The 15,890-nt window shown below is 51.5% G+C and carries 10 protein-coding genes; 6 read left to right on the top strand and 4 right to left on the bottom strand.

The window, feature by feature from the left end:
• The first annotated feature begins 237 nt into the window (after positions 1 to 237).
• The 6 genes from nirB to GON22_RS07060 all read left to right on the top strand — a co-directional run bounded on the left by nirB (position 238) and on the right by GON22_RS07060 (position 11,608).
• Complete coding sequence (gene nirB / locus GON22_RS07085; RefSeq protein WP_160395411.1) at positions 238 to 2,622, top strand: nitrite reductase large subunit NirB; 2,385 nt, start codon at positions 238 to 240, stop codon at positions 2,620 to 2,622.
• Positions 2,623 to 2,627: 5 nt separating this feature from the next.
• On the top strand, positions 2,628 to 4,832 hold the full coding sequence (nasC, locus tag GON22_RS07080; protein ID WP_442954360.1) for an assimilatory nitrate reductase catalytic subunit NasC: 2,205 nt from the start codon (positions 2,628 to 2,630) through the stop codon (positions 4,830 to 4,832).
• Between the two features lie 227 nt (positions 4,833 to 5,059).
• Positions 5,060 to 7,636 (top strand): putative bifunctional diguanylate cyclase/phosphodiesterase, encoded by a 2,577-nt coding sequence (locus GON22_RS07075; protein WP_160395410.1) that lies wholly within the window; start codon positions 5,060 to 5,062, stop codon positions 7,634 to 7,636.
• Positions 7,633 to 8,886, top strand: a complete 1,254-nt coding sequence (locus GON22_RS07070; protein WP_160395409.1) for an ABC transporter substrate-binding protein — start codon at positions 7,633 to 7,635, stop codon at positions 8,884 to 8,886. Before GON22_RS07075 ends, GON22_RS07070 begins: the two co-directional genes overlap by 4 nt.
• 79 nt (positions 8,887 to 8,965) lie before the next feature.
• Positions 8,966 to 9,439, top strand: a complete 474-nt coding sequence (locus GON22_RS07065) for a cupin domain-containing protein (RefSeq protein ID WP_160395408.1) — start codon at positions 8,966 to 8,968, stop codon at positions 9,437 to 9,439.
• Positions 9,440 to 9,670: 231 nt separating this feature from the next.
• Positions 9,671 to 11,608, top strand: coding sequence for a sensor histidine kinase (locus GON22_RS07060; protein WP_160395407.1), 1,938 nt, complete (start codon positions 9,671 to 9,673; stop codon positions 11,606 to 11,608).
• A gap of 65 nt (positions 11,609 to 11,673) precedes the next feature.
• Here the strand turns inward: GON22_RS07060 and GON22_RS07055 are convergent, their stop codons facing one another.
• The 4 genes from GON22_RS07055 to GON22_RS07040 all read right to left on the bottom strand — a co-directional run bounded on the left by GON22_RS07055 (position 11,674) and on the right by GON22_RS07040 (position 15,726).
• Entirely contained in the window at positions 11,674 to 11,925 is a 252-nt protein-coding gene (locus GON22_RS07055) for an NHLP leader peptide family RiPP precursor (protein ID WP_160395406.1), read from the bottom strand.
• Between the two features lie 87 nt (positions 11,926 to 12,012).
• Positions 12,013 to 13,059 (bottom strand): hypothetical protein, encoded by a 1,047-nt coding sequence (locus GON22_RS07050; RefSeq protein WP_160395405.1) that lies wholly within the window; start codon positions 13,057 to 13,059, stop codon positions 12,013 to 12,015.
• A gap of 97 nt (positions 13,060 to 13,156) precedes the next feature.
• Positions 13,157 to 13,825, bottom strand: a complete 669-nt coding sequence (locus tag GON22_RS07045) for a phosphatase PAP2 family protein (RefSeq protein ID WP_160395404.1) — start codon at positions 13,823 to 13,825, stop codon at positions 13,157 to 13,159.
• Between the two features lie 8 nt (positions 13,826 to 13,833).
• Positions 13,834 to 15,726 (bottom strand): LTA synthase family protein, encoded by a 1,893-nt coding sequence (locus GON22_RS07040; protein WP_336604272.1) that lies wholly within the window; start codon positions 15,724 to 15,726, stop codon positions 13,834 to 13,836.
• Positions 15,727 to 15,890 lie beyond the last annotated feature (164 nt).

The raw sequence follows: 15,890 nt of genomic DNA, 5'->3' as shown, positions 1-15,890 counted from the left end.
GACATGTCGCATCAAGTGAGAAAATGTAGCTAAATCGTTTGAAATCAGGACACATATTGCTGTTTATTCGCTATTGATTGTGTTGCGCTCGTCGGTTACAGTAGAGTTAGTGTAATATAACCTGACATAAAAAACTGATATGCTTGTTTCTTTTGAATTAGAAATATATCTATGTCACATATCCTTTCACCTGTCTTGAATGAGTAGAGCGGCGAATAGGAACCTGGAGGGGACGGAATGACGAAGCAAAAGCTTATCCTCATCGGTAACGGGATGGCGGGCGTCCGCTGCGTGGAAGAAATATTGCAGTTGCAGCCGGACGCGTTCGACGTGACGATATTCGGCACCGAGCCGCACCCAAACTATAACCGGATCATGCTGTCGAAAGTGCTGCAAGGGGACACACCCATGTCCGAAATTACGATCAATGACTGGCAATGGTACCGTGATCGGGGGATCACGCTCTATACTGGAGAGACTGTGACGCGAATTGATAAGGATCGCCAATTGGTCTATACCGATCAAGGCCGGAAGGCTGCGTACGACAAGCTCATAATTGCAACGGGCTCTTTGCCGTTTATGCTGCCGCTGCCGGGCATCGATAAGCCAGGCGTGACCGCGTTCCGCGATATGAAGGACTGCCAGACGATGATTGAAGCGGGCAAGTCGTTCAAGCGCGCGGCGGTTATCGGCGGCGGCTTGCTCGGGCTGGAAGCGGCGCGGGGGCTGTTGAATCTCGGAATGGAAGACGTTCATGTCATTCATAACTATCGGTATCTGATGAATCGCCAGCTAGATAGGCGCGCAGCCGACATGCTCAAGCGAGAGCTGGAGAGCCAAGGCATGAAGTTCTTGCTGGAAAAGAATACAGAACGAATTACGGGCAAGAAACGAGTGGAAGGGCTACAGTTCACGGACGGCACGAAGCTTGCTGTTGATCTGGTTGTAGTTGCAGTAGGGATTCGTCCAAACGTGCGGTTGGCAATGGATAGCGGCATCGAAGTTAATCGGGCTATCGTCGTCAACGACCGGATGGAAACGAGTGTTCCGAATATATATGCGGTCGGCGAATGCGCAGAGCATCGCGATATCGTGTATGGGCTCGTCGCTCCATTGTATGAGCAAGGGAAGGTGCTTGCCCGTGCAGTATGCGGGGAAGAAACGGAAGGATACACGGGGTCTGTACTGTATTCACAGCTGAAGGTATCGGGCGTGGATGTGTTCTCGGCCGGCGATATTGAGGATGCTGAGCTTCACACGTCCATGATGAACTTCGACGGCATACGCAAAACGTACCGAAAAATCGGCATTCGCAACAATCGCATTGTCGGTGCGGTATTGTTCGGAGACAGTGCGGATGGCAACAAGCTGCTCGGTTATGTGAAACAACGGGCGGATATATCTGTGCTGGAAGCGGAGGCTGCATCCTCCTCAGGCGGTGCTAGCGGAGATGATTATATATGCTCGCTAGCGGATACGGAAACGATCTGTTCCTGTAATGGTGTAACAAAAGGTGCCATCGTCGCGACGATTCGCGAAAAGGGGCTCGATACGTTCGAGCAAGTTCGCGAGTGCACGCGCGCAGCAAGCTCTTGCGGCGGATGCAAGCCGCTCGTCGCCTCGCTATTGAAAGTGACGCTGGAAAGCGGTGACGAGGAAGAGCAGCAAGTGCTGCCGGTATGCGGCTGTACTTCGCTTGGGCGGGAAGAGTTGAAGGCGGCGACGGCGGTTGGGCGCTATGCAAGCGCTGCGGACGCGATGAAGGCGCTCGGCTGGCGCACGCCGGAAGGCTGCGGCATTTGCCGCCCGGCGGTTCAGTACTATGTCGGCGTAACTGCTGCCGAGCCCGATTTCGCAGCAACTGAAACAGCTGCTTCGTATCCGGTGCTCGCAGACGGGACGTATGCGATACAGCCGCGGCTGTATGGCGGCGTCATGACGGCGGAGCAGCTGCGGCGGATTGCGGATGTCATCGAGCGTTACGGCGTGCCGTTGGCGAAAATGAACGGCGATGGCCGGCTTGAGCTGCTCGGCTTGAACGCACAAGCGGCAGCGAACGCTTCAGAAGCGCTCGGCGTGCCAGTTGCACAAGCGGCGCATGGCCGGCCAGTAGCATCCGTCGTCACCTGTGGCGGCTCCTCTTATGAGCGCGGCGCGCTTCGTGACTCCGTCGCGCTCGGCGCAGCACTGGAACGCCGGTTGGAACGGATGCAATTGCCAGCCTCGGTTAGCGCAGGCGTCTCAGCCAGCCCGCTACACCGGGCAGGCACGCTCATTCGCGACGTTGGCCTTGTCGGCGTGCCTGGCGGTTGGGAGCTTTATGCCGGCGGCAGCGCTAGCCCTGAGGTGAAGGAAGCGAAATTGCTCTTCACCGAGCAGGAGGAGGGGGCAGCGCCGGATACGGTAGCGGCGCTGCTGCAGTTGTACAGCGAGGAGGCTTACTTCGGTGAGCCGCTCTGGCAATGGCTAGATCGTACCGGTGCCGTGCAGGTGCGGGAACGGCTGCTTGATCCGCGAAGCCGCCGAGCGTTGCTCGCGCGGGCGGTGGGACCCATACGAGCGAATGGAACGATAGATCATATAACCAATAGCGAAGAGCAGCCGAAGGCTGTTGCGAGGTGACGAGGATGAATACGCAACCCGTAAAAGACGTGCAAGGAGCAAATCAAGGGGCTTCGGCTAGCCCCTTCGTCATGGAGACGCAGTGCCCATTTTGCAGCGTGCAGTGCAAAATGCGGCTGACCGAGTATATGCCTGATGCATCCTCGGCAGCTTTAGGCGGCAGCGTGCCGGCGTTTGGCTATGGCCAGTACGCGCCTGCTGTACAATATTCGGTTGAGGCGAAGCCAAACAAGGCATCCGAAGGGCGTCTATGCGTCAAAGGCATGAACGCTTACCAACACGCCGTTAGCGATGACCGGATTGTGTACCCGATGGCTCGACGGGGCGGCGCGTTCGAGCGAATCTCTTGGGAAGAAGCGAACGCGATGATGGCGGAGCGGATCGAGGCGATCGCAGGCCAGCATGGCAGGGATGCGATTGGCTTGTATGGCGGCGGCTCGTTGACGAATGAGTCCGCTTATCTGCTAGGGAAATTCGCCCGAGTGGCGCTTCGCACCCGCTATATTGATTACAACGGCCGCTTCTGTATGTCCGCGGCTGCCTCAGCTGGCAACAAAACGTTCGGAATTGACCGTGGCTTAACGAATCCGCTCTCTGACATTCCGTTAGCGAAGTGCATTATCCTGACAGGAACGAACATTGCGGAGTGCCAGCCTACGCTGACGCCGTATTTTACGAAAGCCAAAGAAAATGGCTCTTATATTATCGTTATTGACCCGCGTGAGACGGGTACGTCGAAGATGGCAGACCTGCATTTGCGCGTGAAACCGGGCATGGATGCAGCGCTGGCGAATGGCATGCTGCGCACGCTCATCGAGGAAGGGCTAGTAGACGAGAAATTCGTTCGCGCCCGGACCAAAGGCTATGATGCACTGCGTACGCATATTGAAACGCAATCCGTTGAGGAGATCGCGGAGCTATCCGGCGTTCCGGCAGAATCGATTCGTAAGGCAGCAATCGCCTTCGGCAAAGCCGAAACGGGGATGGTATTTACGGCACGCGGCGTCGAGCAGCAGACGGATGGCTTTATGGCCGTTCGCAATTTCTTAAACCTAACCCTGTTGACCGGCAAGATCGGCAAGCCAGGTTGCGGTTATGGCGCGGTAACGGGACAGGGCAACGGCCAAGGCGGGCGCGAGCACGGGCAGAAGGCTGACCAACTGCCGGGCTATCGCTTAATTGAGAACGAGACCCACCGCGAATATATCGCTAGCGTTTGGAACATTGATCCAAGCGAACTTCCCGGCAAAGGCGTCTCTGCCTATGAAATGATGGAAAAAGTTCATGAACGCGAAATTCGGGCGCTTATCGTCATGGGCTCGAATCCAGTCGTATCCAATCCGAATGCGAACCTCGTAGAGGAAGCGATGGAACGGTTGGAGTTTCTCGTCGTGGCTGACATGTTCATGTCAGAGACAGCGCGCTCGGCTGACCTCATCCTGCCAGTAACGTCATATCTCGAGAACGCAGGCACGCTGACGAATTTGGAAGGGCGTGTGCTGCTGCGGGAAGGCGATCGCCCAGCTCCGGGGGAGGCGCGCCATGACTGGCGGATTCTATGTGATCTTGCAGAGCGGCTAGGACGGGGCAAGTACTTTGAATACGCTGATGTTGAAGATATTTTCGAAGAGCTGCGCATTGCGAGCAAAGGCGGGGTGGCGGATTACTACGGCATTACGTATGATCGGCTGCGCCGTGAGGAAGGCGTCTACTGGCCTTGCCCGTCGACTGATCACGTTGGCAATGGACGGCTATTTGAACAATCATTCGCCCATGCAGACGGGTTGGCGGAGCTTGTTCCGGTCGAGAATCACTTCCCGGATGAGCGAACGGATGAAGCCTATCCGATCTATCTGACGACAGGGCGCGTTCTTAGCCATTACTTGACTGGCGTCCAGACGAGGCGCAGCCATACACTCGCTTCGCGCGATTTTGAGTCGTTCGTCGAGCTTCACCCGAATGCGGCAAGGCGGTTTGGCGTTACAGACGGCCAGCTCGTTACGCTAACGTCCCGCCGCGGCGAAATTGTCGTTCGCTGCCGGGTAACGCGCACCATTCGCGAGGATACGGTTTTCGTTCCGATGCATTGGGGCGATGTGCAAAATGTGAACAAAGTGACGAACCAAGCGCTTGATCCTACCTGCCGTATGCCGGGCTTCAAGGTGTGCGCGGTTCATGTTCGGCCGCTAGTTGCCGAGCATTATGCCTAATTCATTTTCATAGCTAAGGGAATATATGGTTAGGGAGGCGCCGAGCGCCTTCCTTTTTTATTTGCTGGATTAGATATCCTTCCTGAAAAAGTGTAAGAATTGCTGTAGAATCCATCCAATTCACTCGATTAGCGCCCTATTTTAGCCGATGAAAAGGATATAGGGCGTCCAGCTTAAACGGGCCAATGCAGCTAAGATCACGGATTCAGCATCTAGAAGGAGACACCATGACGAATCTACTCCCAACTGTTCGAATTAGCAGATTAATAATCGTATTTATATTAGTAGGCCTAGCGGCTTATTTCTCATACGCCTATCCCGTGGAGCTGTTTTTCGGGATAGGCTTTTCGTGCGGCGCGGCGCTTATCCTGTTAACGTCCCAACTGCTCGGGTGGCGGGCAGGCTTGTTAATGCTCGTGCTTGTACATGGGGCTATCCTATGTTTTATGCCGCCTAGTTCGGCCTTTTTGCTCCATACAGGTGAACTCGTTATTGCTATGGCGCTAGTGAGCCGTTGGCCGAGACTTGGGCTAATCGGCGCTAGTGCCCTTTATTGGCTCTGTATCGGCATCCCGATGCAGCTGTTTATCCAGTTTGATGCGGGCCGCCCTACGCAGGAAACATTATTTTTCACCTATGCGGTGATGGCCAGTGGGCTAGGGAATGCGCTCGTGGCTGAATTCGCAGCTGTATATGGGCGGGCTGGCATGCTATTCGGCCATGCTAAGCAAGGGCAGGTTGTTACGCTGCGAATTTCCCGTGCGCTACTGCATCTTACATTAGCTGCAATGTTAGGCTCCTCCATGCTGTTTTTCATTAGCGGCGGACATACCTTCAAGCAGAATATGATGCGGGATTTGAGCCGTCAGGCGAGCCAGTCGGCTTTGACGCTGGAATTGGGGTTCAAAGCGATGTCGAAGGCGGAGCGCCGGGGGCTTCGGCTTAACGGTTACCTTGAGCGGGCGGCCGCACATAATCTGATACGAAACGTGCTATCGTCTGCTCCTTATGAAGCTATATTAACTTCGCATGATGGGCGGCAACTGCTGAATGTGTCGAATGGGACTGCTCCGATGAAGCAGTGGCATAGCCTTATTGCTCGGCAAGAGTACGGTTCGCTGCATGGGCAAACCTGGTCGCCGGAGCCGTCAAGGCCAGAACTGGCAGGTGCCCAATGGACGAAGATGTCGTATATCTATTCCGTTTATATGGACGGCTTTATTCTGCATGTCCGCTTGCCGCTCGATACGTATCGCAATGAGATGTACGGCGTCTATGCTGCGCAGCTAGTGAGCAGTTTATATATTAGTGTCATTTTTGGGCTGTTCGCGTTGTTTATACATCGGTTTCTGGTGCGTGCTGTTCACCGGCTTGCCCTGGTGTCTGGCGGCATTCCGGATAAGGTGAAGGAAGGCGTGGCGCCGATGTGGCCGCAATCCAAGCTGGAGGAAATTAACTGGCTCGTGGGCAATTTTCGCGTTGTGACTGAGAAGCTGAGCTCGATGTTTATGGAGTCAAGAGAGCAGGCTTACTATGATTCGTTGACTGGCTTGCCGAATCGCCTTCACTTTAATGAACATTTGCAAAATGCCGTTGGGCAGGCTAAGCGCCAAGGGCAGGAAGTTTATGTGATGTTCGTCGATTTGGACCGGTTTAAGCATATTAATGACACGCTTGGCCATACTGTCGGCGATTTGCTGCTAGAGCAGGTAGCGGTGCGGCTCTCAAGGGATTTGGATCCGCATATGTTTATGGCCCGCTTAGGGGGCGATGAGTTCGTGCTCGTGCTAATCGCGGAGGAAGAGAAAGCCCGTACGCTGGCGATCGAGCTGCTTGCTGATTTGGAGAATCCATTCCACATTGGTGGAGAGGAGCTATATGTGACGGCAAGCATAGGCATTGGCTCGTCAGCTATTAGCGGCTATGAGGCGGAGACGATTGTCAAAAATGCTGATTTCGCCATGTATGATTCCAAAGCGATCGGAGGCAACGGGTACTGCTTCTTTACCCCGCCAACAACTGACTTGTCGCATCGGATGCGGCTTGAATTTGAGCTGCGCAAGGCAGTGGACCGCCAGCAGCTTATGCTTCATTACATGCCGATCTATGATCGGGAGAGCGAACGGGTTATATCGCTTGAAGCGCTGCTGCGATGGACACATCCTGAGCAGGGCCTGGTTTCTCCGGGGCTGTTCATTCCGATGGCTGAGAGCTGTGGATTGCTGAAGCCGATCGGGGAATGGGTCGCCAGGGAAGCGTGCCGGCAGATCAAGGAATGGCAAAATAACGGGGAGGCGGCCGTTCCGGTGGCGATTAATTTGTCCCCTACCCAAATTCAGCTGTATGGCATCGTGGATTATTTGGAGCAGCTATTGACGGAAACGGGCATCCCGCCTGAATTGCTGGAGGTCGAGATTACGGAGGAAGTATTCGCGAAGCATCCGGAGCGGGTTATAGCTGAGCTACATCGGCTGAAACAGCGCGGCGTGAAGGTGTGGATCGATGATTTTGGCACGGGATATTCCTCGTTAGGTTTATTGAATCGCATGCCAGTCGATGGCTTTAAGATTGATCGGACTTTCGTTCATGGGCTGGAGGAAGACACGGACAAGCTATCGATCATCCATACGATGATGCTGCTCGCCCAAGCGAGGAATTGGCTTGTCGTTGCGGAAGGCGTCGAAACGAATGGCGAAGCGGCGGCATTGAAGGCTGCCGGATGCTGCTTGCAGCAAGGGTACTATTACAGCAAAGCGCTGCCGGCGCAAAAGGTAAGCAAGTGGTTTGGGAGGGAAGGGCGATGAACAAGGGGAAGGGGATGCGAGCGGGAGTTGTGCTGCTGAGCGTGATGTTGCTTATTCAGGGCTGCACGCCGGTGCAGCATGTTTTTCGCGAGGGGCCTGCCGTCCAATCAGCAAAACAAGCAGCGACGGGAGAAGGCCAAACGTTGCACCTATTAACCTCCTATACTTTTGAGGAAGCGGGTTTTGAGCCATTCGAGAAAAGCCATAACGTTAAGATGCAAAGGGAAGGCACGTCGAGCGGCTCTGTCGATGAAATATTGGATGCGCTGGATAGCAGCAACCCGCCAGATTTAATAGAGTTTGAATATGACAGGATGAAAGGCCTCATTAATTTTGATACGTTCGAGGATTTGTCGCAGCCGCCGTACAATGCAGTTGCAGCAGCGAATCGTTACTTTCCTGGCCTTAGCTTGGAGCGGTTCAGCTCGTTAGGGAGCGCGGAGCTTGTATTCATGCCAAGATCGCTGCACGCGGGCGTTACCTTTTACCGGGCAGATGTGCTGAAGGAGAATGGGTTCCCAAGCGACCCAGAAAAGCTTGGCATCTATATGGAAAGTGCTGAACGTTGGCTTCAGATGGTCAGGGTGCTGGCGAAGAAAGGCAAACGTGCAATGCAGCAGCCGACTGATCCTTTTGAGATTTATGGATTGGCGAACGGGTTTTTCCGGTCGAATGGCTCCTTCGTGCGCAACACGAGCGAATATATCGATGCGCTGCGGATCGCGAGAGCTTCCTACCAAGAGCAACTGCCGCTAGGGGCGTCTATCTGGGATACTGCTGGGCAGGAGGCGCTCCGCCAAGGCGAATTGGTCATGTTCGTCAGCGGAGAATGGGCGAAGGACCAATTGTCCGAGTGGACGCCAGATCTAATGGACAAGTGGCAAGTAACCCGGCTTCCGTTTAACCAGTACGGCGTCCTCTCGGGTTGGGTGTACGCGATACCGAAGCAGAGCAAGAACAAGGAAGCTGCGTGGGCGTATATCCAGTACCAGTTGGAGAATGAGCAGCGCTATCGTTCTTCGCTTTACATGTCCCAATGGTATGGCAAGCTCCAGCCTGTCTATACGACTCCATTGGATACGCTGGCGAGCGCAATATGGGAAAAGGAGATCGGCTGGCGCTATACGACCTTGATGGCGCCGGAGCGGGTGATTGAAACGATTGAATCGGCCATTCGAAGCGAACTGTCGGATCAGCTCGGATTAATTGCGCCATACAATGCTAACTATTTTCATTCAGGAGATCAATGATCTTCCATTTACATTCCAATTTTTTCGGTCTAAACTATAACGAGTGACCAAATAGAGAGATTGGATAGGTGATAGGGAGATGAGCAATTCGAAAACCGCAACAATCGAAATTTCGCCGCTTGTAGAGCAACTCGGGCTGAAGCCGCATGTAGAAGGCGGTTGGTACAAAGAATTGTGGAAAGCATCGTTTACAATTCCGCAGGAAACATTGGGCGGGGACTACTCGGGTCCACGTTTCTCAGCCTCGTCGATCTATTTTGTCCTTCATCCGGGAGAGCAATCCGCATGGCACACGGTTCTATCCGATGAGCTGTGGCTCTGGCATTCAGGCAGCCCGCTGCTGTTGACGCTAGGCGGCGACGGCGAATTGCCAGGAGAAGAGACCGACATCATTCTCGGTGCTGATATAGCTGCTGGCCAACATCCGCAAGCGTTAGTGCCTGCCCGTGTATGGCAGAAGGCGCGCCCGCTTGGCGATGAGCCTGTACTCGTATCTTGCGTCGTTGCACCTGGTTTCCATTATGATGATTTCAAATTGATTGGCAGCAAATAACATTCGCATCATGAGTGAGAAGAAGCCGGCCTTTACAAGGGATTGAACCTTAGTGATGGCCGGTTTTTTGTGTGTGCCATGCGAAGCGACGGACAACATTAAATTTGTATAAAAATGCTACTTTCGGCAGGGAAAATATCGAATACTGTCGAATGATAGGAGATGAGATAATATCGGGGTAATTTCTCGCCATTTCTATATTTTGCTCTAATTGGATACTGGGGGCTTATTATGAAAGCGTTCGTTAATCTAATGTTATGGCTAGTGATGATCGTCATAGGGATAGGCTGTATCGCACCTTTTGCTGAAGCTGCAGGCCAGCCTAACGCGGTGGAACGGCCAGCTGTCTCGATCACACATTGGGAGTATAAGTGGCTTTCTGATGCTGAAGCGGCGGAACCGATCAGCCGGGTTGCTGGCGATAAAGGATGGTTGAGGGCGGATGCGCAGCATCCAATGCCTGACAAGCCTGATGGCGTGAGCAATGCATTGGTTCGATTGAAGCTGCCCGAACTCGACTGGGTGACGCCTGCAATCTGGATTAAGGAAATCTACGGCCAGCGCATCTATATTTTCAGGGATGGGCAATCCCAACCTTTCTTTCAAATCGAGCGGCCGACTAATTACGATGAATTTGACACGAATTATATGCTGCTCCCACTGAATAAAACGGATGGCGGCAACTGGCTGACGATCAAACTGAGTACAAGCTACGACCGCCTCTCGCTGAGGTCAGAAGTTCTGGTTGGAAGTTATATACAATTGGAACCCGACTACGCATCCTACAAAATAATAGATTTAGTTTATGGCGGCACCTTTATTTTCATGGCTCTTATTATGATGGTGTGCTTGTTCTTCCTTAAGAGGCAGCAGGTGACGTTATGGTTTTCGTTATGCCTCATCCTCTTATGTATCGGTGTTATGGTCTTAGCTTACTCTGAGTCATTTCAGCACTATGCGCGTGGCGAATTTGGCCAATTAATTTTCAACCTTTTTGTTTATGGCATGTTCATCATCATCCCGACTTTTACGTTATTTTTTGAAGCTGTATTTGGCAGCGGTCGATACGGAATAATCAAGAAGCTGCGTATCGCGCAGGCGGTCGCTTCTGTGATCGGAATTATACTTGCTTCCCTTGAAAGGATCAATGATGATATATTTAGTAGCATCAATCTTGTTCCCATGCTGGGCATTTCTTTTGTCATGCAGTTTATTATTTTGTCCAGCTATTCGATCGCATACACAATAAAACGGAATCGAAACGCATTAACGATTACAATGGGCTTTTCGCTTTTCTCGTGTGCGGGAATGTATGACCTTATTCGATATTACCACGATTACAATTATCATTTAGTGTGGTGGAAATGGGGGCTATTGTGCTTTATTGTCTCCTTAATGGCAGTAATGGGCAGGCAGTTTTCCAGCAATTATGATCGGGTAATCCGTTACTCCAAAGAGCTGGAGGTATTCAATCATGAGCTGCAGCGCTCGGAGAAGATGGAAATCATTAGCCAATTGGCAGCATCGGTTGCGCATGAAGTCCGTAATCCGCTACAAGTGACGCGAGGCTTTCTCCAGTTGATGGGAGATAAGTTTGTACAGGAGAAGGATAAGCGATTTCTGCAAATGGCGATTCAAGAGCTGGATCGGGCATCCAGCATTATTACCGACTTCCTAACGTTTGCCAAGCCTCAGCTGGAAGATGTGACATTGCTCTGTATAACTGATGAGCTAAGCCAGATTGAGGCGATGATGTCGCCGCTTGCGACGATGCAAGGAGCCAAGATTGAACTGGATGTTGAACCTAATCTGTATGCGAATGGCAACACCGCAAAGTTCAAACAGGCGCTTATTAATATGGTGAAGAATAGTTTGGAAGCGACATGCCGGAGTAACGGGTGGATTCGAATTATTGCACGGGTTGAAGGCGACGAAGTCGTCGTATGCATTGCGGATAACGGTGAAGGGATTGAAGAAGACGCGCTGGCGAAGTTAGGCGAGCCTTACTTTACGAACAAATCCAAGGGAACCGGATTGGGGCTAATGGTCACCTTCCGCATTATTGAAGTTATGAATGGGACATTGCGGTTTCGCAGCCAGAAGGGTGTAGGGACAGAGGCAATCATCAGGCTTCCGTCTGCTGCTGCTGAGTATAATCAGGTAGGTTGAGGAAAAAAAGAACTGCTAAGGCATGGTGGCCAGGCAGTTCTTTTCACTATTTGATTAATAGAGCGTTACCATGAAGAGTCCTCAGCAGCGTCAAGATTACTAGACTTCAATTGTGTATTGCTCGGTTTCTGGGGAATCACGAGGTAGAGCTCATTATCGGTTTCTTCAAGTGCTTTCAGCTTCAAGTTAGCCGGTACATCAATGCCAAAGGCGTCCTTCAAAGCTGCGTTCGGGTCAGAGAGCAGTAATTGTTTGAAAGCCTCATCTTCCCATGCCTTTTGAATAAGTTGTTGCTTTAATAGTTCCGCATTCGCCATGTGATCTCCAATCCCTTCGCACGATAGTAGTAGTTCTTTCTTCCTAATAATATCATGCAAAAGAATATAAATCCATCCTAAAAATACCTAATTCGACAAAATATTAAATAATCCGCCATGAATAAATTGTGATTTTTTATTTTCTATTAGTTCCGCTGCATTATTTAATTGTTTAGTTATAGTGCCATGGAATGTATGGAGATGACTCATAGTATGTTCTAACTGATTTTCCATGTTGCAGTCATCTAACAACAGTTGATGATGCTTGGAGGCTATGGCTGCGAATGAACGCAAGCCGCTTTTTAGATATAGCTCATCCTCCAATTGCTCGCGGGTGAGGGGGATTCGAGGCTCGCCTTCGGGCAAGCTTGCGTGATAACGATTGTTCAAGTGAATGATCAACAAGTTGCTGTTGCTGCCATGGTCCCAGTCTTCCTCCCAGTCCTTCCAGTCATCTGCCATCTGCAGCGTAAGAAGAATGCTGTTGATGCTTGCATCGAGCTTCGGAATCCACGATGCCTGTCCAGCGGCTAGCGCGATGCAAGCGGATGCTAGCTTCACGGGCGCGGATTTATGGGTGAAATTGAAGCTGTCCCCGGCTTCTATCGGATCGCTCGGCTTCGGCAGAGAGCGCTGCTGCTCAGTTGCAATAGCGATTGCCCATTCATTCAAGTAACGCCGATACAGCGCCCAGAATGGGGAGGCGGCTGGAAATTCCGCTTGAAACAGCTGCATCATCTCAGCATGGAAGAGGGCGGTCAAGGCGACAGCATAGGCGGGGATGGCGGAACAGGAGCTGCTGCTTTCACTGTCTTCAGGCGCAGGATTTGACGCAAGTTTGCCATCCAACTGGCCGTCAGCTTGATCATCCAGCAGGAAAAAATAAAGCATGGCGAATATGCAGCCAGCCGTTAGCCGCTCGACCTGATCCTCAGGGAGCTTGCATGATTCATTCGTCCATAATGGGAGCAGGTAACAGACATAGTTTTTGGTGCTGCCTTGTTCCAGAGGGTTATAGGCACGCCAATACGCGCCGCCAGCAGTTGCGAGAGGCTCGGGGAAAGCTTGAATGCGTTCAGATACTTGGGTGGCAATAACGGATAATGCCGCTTTATAATCGGTGAACCAATTCATAGGAGAAAAGTCCTTTCCAAGGCATAGTCGCCGCTCTAGTTATACATGATTATACAAGAAAAAGCCGTGCGAGAATGTCGCACGGCTCTTCTTCATTTTAAGCATCCAATCCACGCTGGCGTTGGCGAGTGCCGATCAGGCGTGGCAGAAGCACGATAACAAGCAGATACATAACCTCGACAAGCGCAACGGCACCAATCACATCCCAGAGCACGTGTTGCTTCACGAACAGTGTCGACAGGATGATCGTTGAAGACATCCCATAGATCAGCGTCCGGTTTAGCTTGTTACGTGCTGGGCTGACGGCCAGCAGGCGGATCATCAAGTAGCTGGAGAAGCAATGAATGCTCGGGAAGCAGTTGAATGGGCGGTCCCGTTCATACACGTAACGCATTAGCTGTGAGAACACGTCGTCGCCGATTACTTCGGGACGCGGCACAGTCGTTTGGAACACCGAGTAAATCATATAACATGTCAACGCGCAGAGCGTGTACATGAGCACGCCGCGATAGTACGATGTCCGGTCCTTGAAGAAGAAATAAACTAGGCAGATGTAAATATAAACAATCCATACGCTGTAGGGCAAGACGAATGCCCGAAGAAACGGCGTCGCCTTATCGAATGACGTAACGAGGCTATAGACCTCATGGTCCGGCTGATTAAATACTTTGTACAAGTAACCAAGAACAGGGAAAACGAGCATCAAGAGCAGCGGAGCGAAAAAGGCCAGCCGCTCGCGGCTCAACCACTTTGTCCGGATGGGCATAATGAGTATCAATCTCCTTTATTCTGAGTTGTTGTACGCGTCGCGCCTGAAGGGACATGCCCTTCGGCAGGCGGAAGCGACTTCGCATAGGTATGCGATAATTCGAGCAACTGAAGCGCACGGTCGAATTCCGATTGCGCCGGATAAGGCGCTTCACCGGTATCTCCAGGAAGAGGGTAAACAACGCCATCCTTGAATTGTTCGCCAGGCACGAAAATGCTTTTGTTATTAATAAGAGATCCTGATGGCAAATAATAACGCTCTGGCAACAGGTTGCTCGTATGATTCATTAAATCCTGGCCAAAATAAATCTCATGATCAAGCGGGATGCCCGCTAAGTTGGCAATGGTCGGCATGATATCAATCTGCCCGGCTGTTTGCATGCGCACTTCGGGCTGAAGCGCTCCGGGAGCAGAAATAATCAAAGGGATGTTGAGCATATCCGTATAAGAATACGGCGTGCCAAGGATTGATTGCAGCAGCTCACGGTCGGTATCATTGAGTGAGTAGACTGGCAATCCCATATGGTCGCCATAAATGACGAGCATGGTGTTATCCCAGAGGCCATATTCCTTCAGTTTCGCAATTAGAATGCCAATAGCCTCATCCGCATAATGCTGCGACTGAATGTAATTGCCGGCGAAGGAGCCTTCGAATTGTTCAGGCAATGGCAGTTTTTTCACTGTGTCGGGCAGGAAATTGAACGGGTGATGAGCTGACATCGAGATCAAGTTGGCATATACCCGTTGACCCGATTTGTTAATGTCCGCAATTTCTTGGATGGCTTTCTCATAGAGAATATCGTCGGATGAACCAAATGCGATCGTATCGTCCGTGCCATACCATTCTTTATCATAGTAATAATTGAATCCGAGCGCATTGTAGAGCTTGTCACGGTTCCAGAACTTCACGTCGTTCGTGTGGAATGTCGCGGCAAGATACCCAGCTTTCTCGAACCGCTTAGGCAGAGATGGAATTGCATGGTCGACATAGGCATCCGTTGCAGCGCCGACAGGCGGCACGTACAGCGATGTATTGGTCATAAACTCAGCATCAGACGTGTTGCCTTGCCCTACCATTTGGAACATATGCTTAAAATAAACCGATTCTTCCTTCAGCTTATTCAGATTAGGCGTAACCTCTTGGCCATCTACCTTTAACCCGAGCAAGAAGTTCTGGAAAGCTTCCATCTGGAGGACGATAACGTTGCGCCCTTGCGCAGCAGCCCAATGAGCAGGCTTGTCCCCGCCGGAGACAGGTGCGATGCCCTTCAGCTTCATGATTGCTTCTGGTGTCACTTCCGTAATGGCGACGGTTCTCTCGTCCTTGCCGCTAGTCGCAACCTTGTATAGCTCATAATTGACGATGCCCATCTCTTCAGTCTGGCGAACTTCGTTAATGACATCCTTATGCTGCCATACCGTAATGAGTGCGGCAGCTGCCGCTACGGTTAATAAGGAAGCAGTCACTGGACGCGGCAAACGTGCAGCTGAGATGGCAGCCCAGCTGCGCGCTTTTTTGCTGAAGGTTAGTGTCAGGGCAATAGCGACGATATCAATGAAGATGAGCAGGAAGGAGGGATGCATAAGCTGGAATACGCTCCCTTTGACCTCCCCAACCTGCCCGACTTGTGCAAGCGCATGATACGTGACGATAATGCCGAAATACTTATAGTACATAATGACGGCAAAGTACACGGCTGTTAGCAACAAATTGACGGTCAAATATATGCCAAGCTTGCGCTTGGATGCTAACAGTTCAATGATCGCGAATACGGCCCAAATCGCGGGAAGCTCAGTCAGCAGAGGCTTCCAACTGAAGCCGGTGCCGTAAATGACCTGCCACGACATATAAACCTTAATGATCATTGCAATTGTGAAAATTAAAAAAGGACTGTACAACCACGTTCTCCGATTGTGACTCACAACCAACCCCACCTCGATCTCCCGATCTACTTCGTTGACGTTTGTAAACTAATTAATAATTTTAATGATTTGTGTGGATGAATACAACTCATATTAAATGTCGCCATTGTTAAGTACCGCGCTTGGAAGCATGAAATGGA

The organism is Paenibacillus sp. MMS18-CY102, assembly GCF_009789195.1.
Classification (GTDB): domain Bacteria; phylum Bacillota; class Bacilli; order Paenibacillales; family Paenibacillaceae; genus Paenibacillus_T.
Note: the sequence above shows the minus strand (reverse complement) of the source record. Positions and strands in the feature narration are given on the sequence as shown.